The organism is Actinomadura sp. 6K520, assembly GCF_004349245.1.
GTDB lineage: Bacteria > Actinomycetota > Actinomycetes > Streptosporangiales > Streptosporangiaceae > Spirillospora.
Map to the genome: position 1 here is coordinate 1 of NZ_SMLC01000271.1, position 6853 is coordinate 6853.

7 protein-coding genes are annotated in these 6853 nt (G+C 74.4%); 2 read left to right on the forward strand and 5 right to left on the reverse strand.

The annotated features are described in order from the left end of the window. A partial coding sequence (locus tag E1289_RS35450) for a TetR/AcrR family transcriptional regulator (RefSeq protein WP_131988199.1) occupies window positions 1-568 on the reverse strand: 568 nt, incomplete at its 3' end. Window positions 569-646: 78 nt separating this feature from the next. Beyond that, window positions 647-1273: a YigZ family protein gene (locus tag E1289_RS35455; RefSeq protein WP_131988201.1), complete on the reverse strand. Its 627-nt coding sequence runs from the start codon at window positions 1271-1273 to the stop codon at window positions 647-649. Window positions 1274-1348: 75 nt separating this feature from the next. Between E1289_RS35455 and E1289_RS35460 the strand changes: the two genes are divergently transcribed. Then, window positions 1349-1807, forward strand: a complete 459-nt coding sequence (locus E1289_RS35460; protein ID WP_131988203.1) for an ester cyclase — start codon at window positions 1349-1351, stop codon at window positions 1805-1807. Window positions 1808-1852: 45 nt separating this feature from the next. Here the strand turns inward: E1289_RS35460 and E1289_RS35465 are convergent, their stop codons facing one another. Further along, entirely contained in the window at window positions 1853-2632 is a 780-nt protein-coding gene (locus E1289_RS35465; protein ID WP_131988205.1) for an HAD-IIA family hydrolase, read from the reverse strand. 266 nt (window positions 2633-2898) lie between these two features. Here E1289_RS35465 and E1289_RS35470 point away from each other — a divergent pair, with 266 nt between their 5' ends. Beyond that, window positions 2899-4677 carry a class I adenylate-forming enzyme family protein gene (locus E1289_RS35470; RefSeq protein ID WP_243713399.1) on the forward strand — a complete coding sequence of 593 codons (1779 nt, stop codon included), beginning with the start codon at window positions 2899-2901 and terminating at the stop codon, window positions 4675-4677. A gap of 87 nt (window positions 4678-4764) precedes the next feature. Here the strand turns inward: E1289_RS35470 and E1289_RS35475 are convergent, their stop codons facing one another. Both E1289_RS35475 and E1289_RS35480 read right to left on the reverse strand, forming a co-directional pair. Further along, complete coding sequence (locus tag E1289_RS35475; RefSeq protein ID WP_131988207.1) at window positions 4765-5340, reverse strand: TerD family protein; 576 nt, start codon at window positions 5338-5340, stop codon at window positions 4765-4767. Between the two features lie 199 nt (window positions 5341-5539). Next, on the reverse strand, window positions 5540-6853 hold a 1314-nt coding region (locus tag E1289_RS35480), incomplete at its 5' end, for an acyl-CoA dehydrogenase (protein ID WP_131988209.1).

Genomic DNA, 6853 nt, shown 5'->3' on the forward strand with positions numbered 1-6853 from the left:
GTGCGGGCGGCGGGGCGAGTGCTCCCGACAGGAACAGCGTGGTGGCCGACGCGCTGGCCTCCTCCACGCTCAGCCGGTGCCGGATCACCCGCGACACCACGCCCTCCAGCAGGCTGAAGTACAGCTCGGCCAGGGTGTGGACGGGCAGGTCGCGCCGGAACGCGCCGCTGGCGGCGCCGCGTTCGAACACCGCCCGCAGCGGCGCGGCGAGCTGCCGCTCGATGCGCCGCGCCTCCCGGGGCGCCTTGTCGAACAGGCCGAGCGCGCGGTACCGGGCGGTCGCCGCGATCGTCGCGCGGGTCATCCGGGCCACGGCCTCCTCGGTCGGCACCGCGTCCAGCCGCGCGTCGGCCAGCCGCCCGGTCAGATCCGTCAGCGCGGCCTCGTACAGGGCGTACAGCAGCGCCTCCCGGTTGGGGAAGTAGCGGTACAGCGTCGCGCGCGCCACCCCGGCGGCCTGCGCGATCTCGGTCATGCTCACCGACGTGCCGCGTTCGGCCAGCACCGCCGCCGCGACGTCGAGGATCCCCGCCCGCACATGGTCGCGCAGGATCATGTTCCTGGTCATCGCGCGGCACGCTACACCACCGTCCCATTTCCCGACCGCCTGTATCACCGAAGAGACAGGCTGTCTTACCGGAGGTGGTCACGGGGTGACGGGGACCTCGATGTGGCCGCTCGCGCCGCGCCGCACCGTCGCGCGGCCGGCGGTGACCCGCGCGGCCCACGCCTCGAACTCGGCCAGTTCGGTGAGGGGCACCGCGACGTCGGCCTCCACGCCCTGCTCGTAGCGGACGTCGGCGGGCTGGGCGCCGCGGGCGTGCAGGTCGCCGAGGAACCGCCCGGCCTGCGCGTGGCCGACGCCGACGGTGACGGTCACGACGGGGCGCAGCTCCACCACCCCGACGGCGTCGACGGTGTCGGCGACGGCCTTGGCGTAGGCGCGGACCAGGCCGCCCGCGCCGAGCTTGACGCCGCCGAAGTGGCGGGTGACGACCGCGGCGGTGCCGGTCAGCCCGCGGCGGGTCAGCACCTCCAGCATCGGGATCCCGGCCGTGCCCGCGGGTTCGCCGTCGTCGCTGCTCTTGGCGATCTCGCCGTGCTCGCCGACGACGTAGGCGGTGCAGTTGTGGGTGGCGCCGCGGTGCGCGCGGCGGTGCCGGGCGAGGAACTCCACCGCCTCGGCCTCGTCGGCGGCGCGTGCGAGCGTGCAGATGAAACGGGATCTGCGGATCTCCAGCTCGCGGGAGCCGCCCCGCCTGATCGTGCGCATGGTCGTCCCCGAGTATAGAGGTGCCCGGCGGCGGGCGGTTTGACGCGGGGCGCCGGGGGCACCGAGCGTAGGATCATGGACGCTTTGGACGAGTTGTACCGCCGCTGGCTGTTCGAGGTGTGGACCGGTGACCTCGCCGTCGCCGGCCAGATCCTCACCCCCGATTTCGTCGGGCACTGGCCCGGCCTGGAGGTGCACGGCCCCGCCGAGGCCGCCGACCAGGTCCGCCGCTCCCACGAGTACTTCGCCGATGTCCGCACCACCCTGGACGTGGGGCCCGTCGTCGGGCCCGTCCCCGGCGGGCCCGGCGGCGGCAGGGACGGGGCCGGTACGGAGGGGGCCGGGATGGTCGCCGCCGGGTGGACCTTCCACGGCACCTACCGCGGCGGTGTCCCCGGCGCGACCGCCGAGCCCGGTACCGCCGTCTCCTTCCGCGGCCACGACATCTTCCGCGCACGGGACGGCCGTTTCGCCGAGTACTGGGTCGTCTCCGACGTCATGGGCATGATGACCGCGCTGGGCGCCATCGGCTGAGGCCGGCGGCACCGGTCGGGCCCGCCCCGGGCCGGGCGGTGCGGGTCAGACCAGGTCGATGAGGTCGGCGACGGAGTTGACGACGCGGCTGGGGCGGAACGGGAACCGCGCGATCTCGTCCTTGCCGGTCACGCCGGTCAGCACCAGGATCGTCTCCAGGCCGGCCTCGACGCCGGCGACGATGTCGGTGTCCATACGGTCGCCGATCATCGCGGTGGACTCGCTGTGCCCGCCGACGCGGTTCAGCGCGGTCCGCATCATCAGCGGGTTGGGCTTGCCGATGAAGTAGGGCTCCACTCCCGTCGCGCGGGTGATCATGGCGGCGACGGCGCCGCAGGCGGGCAGCGAGCCCTCCGGGGACGGGCCGATCGGGTCGGGGTTGGTGGCCACGAACCGCGCGCCGCCCTCGATCAGCCGGATCGCGCGGGTGATCTGGGAGAAGCTGTAGGTGCGGGTCTCGCCGAGCACCACGTAGTCGGGGTCGATGTCGGTCAGCACGAACTCCGCCTCGTGCAGCGCCGTGGTGAGCCCGGCCTCCCCGATCACGTACGCCGACCCCTGGGGCCGCTGGTCGGCCAGGAACCGGGCGGTCGCCAGCGCCGAGGTCCAGATCGACTCGGCGGGCACCGCCAGCCCTGCCGCGGCCAGGCGCGCCGCCAGGTCGCGGCGGGTGTAGATCGAGTTGTTGGTCAGGACCAGGAACGGCTTGCCGGACGCGGCCAGCCGCCGGATGAACTCCTCGGCACCGGGGACGGGACGGCCCTCGTGCACCAGGACGCCGTCCATGTCCGACAGCCAGTATTCGATCGGCCCGCGTTCGCTCATGCCCCCATTGTCGCAGGCAGAGATCTTCCCCCGGACCGTCTCTTTCCGGCGTCTCGCACGGGCACCGGCACGAGGCGGCCCCGCACGGGCGCGGCCCCACGGCCCACGGCACCGCGGCGGCAGGGCGCGACCCGGGGCGGCAGGGGGTGCGGCAGGGGCGTTGACCTGCGCGTGACGTGGATCATAGATTTCGGGCACGGCGCACCGAACCGTGTTCGGCGATCGGGCCGCGCGGGGCGCGCCGGTGATCCCGCGGGAGGCGCGACGTGCACGACCAGCAACCACCGGCCACGGGAGCAGCGGCGACCGGGACTGCGGCGACCGGGAGTGCCGCAGCCGGTGCGGCGGCGGAGACGCTGCCGGGCATCGCCGAGGTCCGGGCCGCGATGACGGCGCCCGGAGGGCTGTTCGAGATGGAGGAGATCGACGTCCGCGGCGTGCGGACCCGCGTGTGGAAGAACGCCCCGCCGACGCTGCGGGAGATCCTGGACATCTCCCGTCTGCACGGCGACGCCGCGTTCCTGGTCTACGAGGGCGACCGGCTGAGCTTCGCCGAGCACTACGCGCGGGCCGCGGCGTTCGCGCGGGTCCTCATCGACCGGTACGGCGTCGCCAAGGGCGACCGGGTCGCGATCGCGATGCGCAACTATCCCGAGTGGCCGGTGGCGTTCTTCGGCGCGGCCGTCGCGGGCGCGGTCGTGGTGCCGCTGAACGCCTGGTGGACGGCCGCGGAACTGGAGTACGGGCTGGCCGACAGCGGCGCGAAGGTCCTGGTCGCCGACGCCGAGCGCGCCGCGCGCCTCGCGGGCGTCCTGCCGGGCCTTGGCGTGCCGTGCGTGGTGGCCCGCGGGGACGGCGCCGTCCCGGAGGGGTGCGCGGCGTTCGAGGACGTCCTGGGCGACATCGGCGACCCCGCGGCGGCGTCGCTGCCGGACGTGGCGATCGATCCCGACGACGAGGCCACCATCTTCTACACTTCCGGCACCACGGGGCGCCCCAAGGGCGCGCTGGGCACCCACCGCAACATCGCCACCAATCCGGTCAGCCTCGCCTACGGGCTCCTGTCCGCCGGTGTCCGCGCGGGCCGCACCCTGGAGGAACTGGCGGCGCCGCAGCGGCGGGTGACGCTGCTGAGCGTGCCGTTCTTCCACGCCACCGGGTGCCACTCGGTGCTGGTGACCAGCGCGCTGCAGGGCGGCACCGTGGTGATGATGTACAAGTGGGACGTGCGGGGTGCGCTGGAGCTGATCGAGCGGGAGCGCGTCACCGGGTTCGGCGGGGTGCCCACCATGGCGTGGCAGGTGCTGACCTCCCCCGACTTCGACAGGTACGACACCTCCAGCCTCACCGGCGTCAGCTACGGCGGCGCGCCCGCGGCGCCGGCGCTGGTCGACAAGATCCGGGAGCGGCTGCCCGAGCGGGTCCCCGGCAACGGCTACGGGCTGACCGAGACCTCGTCGGTCACCACCTACAACGGCGGTGTCAACTATCTGGAGCGGCCCGAGAGCGTCGGCCCGCCCGTCGCGGTGTGCGACGTGAAGGTGGTGGACGCGGCGGGCGCGGAGCTGCCGCCCGGTGAGGTGGGCGAGCTGCTCATCAAGGGCCCCAACGTCATCAAGGGGTACTGGAACAGGCCCGAGGCGACCGCGCAGGCGTTCGTGGACGGCTGGTTCCACAGCGGGGACCTGGCGCGGCTGGACGAGGACGGGTTCGTCTACATCGTCGACCGCGCCAAGGACATGCTGATCCGGGGCGGGGAGAACATCTACTGCGCCGAGGTCGAGGCGGCGCTCTACGAGCATCCCGCCGTGGCCGACTGCGCGGTGATCGGCGTCCCGCACCAGGTGCTCGGCGAGGAGGTCGGCGCGGTGGTGGTGCCGCGTCCGGGCGCCTCGGTGTCGCGGGAGGAGCTGCGCGGGTTCCTGGGCGAGCGGATCGCCGGGTTCAAGGTCCCCGTCCACTACTGGTTCCGCGCGGAGGGCCTGCCCCGCAACCCCGGCGGGAAGATCCTCAAGACGCGGCTGCGCGAGGAACTCCTCGGCTGACCGCGCCGGCCCGCTGCGGCGGCCCGCTGCGGGCCGGACGGTGGCGGGGGCGCCCGGGGACCGGGTCCCGGGGCGCCCCGCCGCCGCTCAGACGTTGACGCCGAAGTCGGAGGCGATGCCCGACAGGCCCGAGGCGTACCCCTGGCCCACGGCGCGGAACTTCCACTCGGCGCCGTTGCGGTAGAGCTCGCCGAAGACCATCGCGGTCTCGGTCGAGGCGTCCTCCGACAGGTCGTAGCGGGCGATCTCGCTGTTGTCGGCCTGGTTCACCACCCGGATGAAGGCGTTGCGGACCTGGCCGAAGCTCTGCTGGCGGCTGTCGGCGTCGTAGATCGACACCGGGAACACGATCTTGGCGATCTCGGCGGGCACGGTGGCCAGGTTCACCTTGATCTGCTCGTCGTCGCCCTCGCCCTCACCGGTGAGGTTGTCGCCGGTGTGCTCGACCGAGCCGTCGGGGCTCTTGAGGTTGTTGAAGAACACGAAGTGCTGGTCCGACAGCACCTTGTTCTCCGCCGAGCACACCAGGGCGCTGGCGTCGAGGTCGAAGTCGGTCCCGGTGGTGGTCCGCACGTCCCAGCCCAGCCCGACCACGACGGCGGTCAGTCCGGGAGCCTCCTTGGTCAGCGAGACGTTGCCGCCCTTGCTCAGACTGACTCCCACTGTGTCTACCTCCGTATCGGCCTGCGCGGGTGCTGTCCACCCGCGCACGGTTCGTCTGTCTTACGAGAACGGTAGTCACCTCGTGCTGGTTCCCCCGCCTCCTTGGCGAATTCACGGCGTGGCTTGGCCGTTTTCCTGCCCGGCCCCAGGCGGGCGGGAAGGGGCCCGTCACCATGCGTCCGGTGGTCGTTCCGGTGGGTCACGGGCCGCCGAGGAACGCGGCGGGGGCGGTGACCTCGGGCGGCAACTCGAACGCGGCGGCCAGGTCGCCGGCGCGGGGGGCCAGCTCGTCGCAGGTCCGCCGCCGCGCGGCCCAGATCTCGTCGAGGATGCCGGGCGGCGCCGCGCCCTCGTTCAGCAGGTCGGCGGCGCGGCGTTCCAGCAGGTCCAGGGCGTGCAGGCCCAGGACGGGCCGCAGCTCGGGCGGCCCGTCGTCCAGGGCGGCGGCGCAGATCTCCAGGACGAGGCGGTCGGCGCACGCCGACGCGGTCCGCGCGGCCAGGGCCAGGTTGCCGTTCCAGGCGGTGAACGCGTCCTGCCCGCCGGCGGCGGCGTCGCGGATCCGCGCGGCGAGGCGGTCGCGCATGCGGCGCTCGGTGTCGCGGGCCAGGAACAGCCACACCCGCGGGGACCGCAGGTCGCCGTCGTCGGGCGGTCCCGCGCCGGGGTCGGGCGGGGTGTAGCGGTCCAGGTCGGCCATGGCGCGGGCGGTGTCGTAGCGGATGAGCTCGTTGTCGCCGCCGGCGTTCAGGTAGGCGTGCGACAGGCCGCGGTAGGCGTTGAGGCGCTCGACGGCGGCGAATCCGGGCGCGCCGCTGTGCACCCGGCACGCCGACACCGTCCGCTGCGCCTGCGTGGTCGCGGCGGCCTTCAGCAGCGCCAGGTCGCGGTCGACCGCCGACCACGGCGCCCACGCGGTGTCCGGCCCCCCGTCCGGCCCGCCCGGTGCGGGGGCGTCGGCGGCGGTGCGGCGGGCCTGGGCGTGGGCGGCGACGGCGGTGAGGGCGTACCCGGCCGCGAGCGCGCCGAGGACGGCCTCCTGCTGGTTGCGGTAGTCGGTCAGGGGGCGCTGCGGCGCGAGCCGCCCGAGGGTGGCGCGGCCAGCCGAGTGCGCCAGCAGCATGCCCGCCGAGGCCCGGGTGATCGCGGCGGAGGCGGAGATGACGGCCCGCCACACCGCGGGCGCGATGCCCATCGAGCGGGTGAGCCGCGCGGCCGGGGATCCGGCGGGGTCGTGGAACCGGCCGGCGGCGTCGATGGACGCGCCGTCGCGCAGCCACGCCTCGTAGGGGACGTGCAGGCCGTCCAGCAGCACGGCGGCGTAGTCGACCTGCAGGCCGGTGGTCTCGGGCGCGGCGGCGACGCGGACGCCGGGCGGGACGGCGCCGTCGGGCCCGCGCAGCGGCACCACGAACACGAACACGCCGCGTTCGGTGCCGCCGTGCACGAGGGTGGCGTAGACGGCGGCGGTCTTGGGGACGCCGGGGTGGGCGGTGTTGGTGGGGAACTTGGC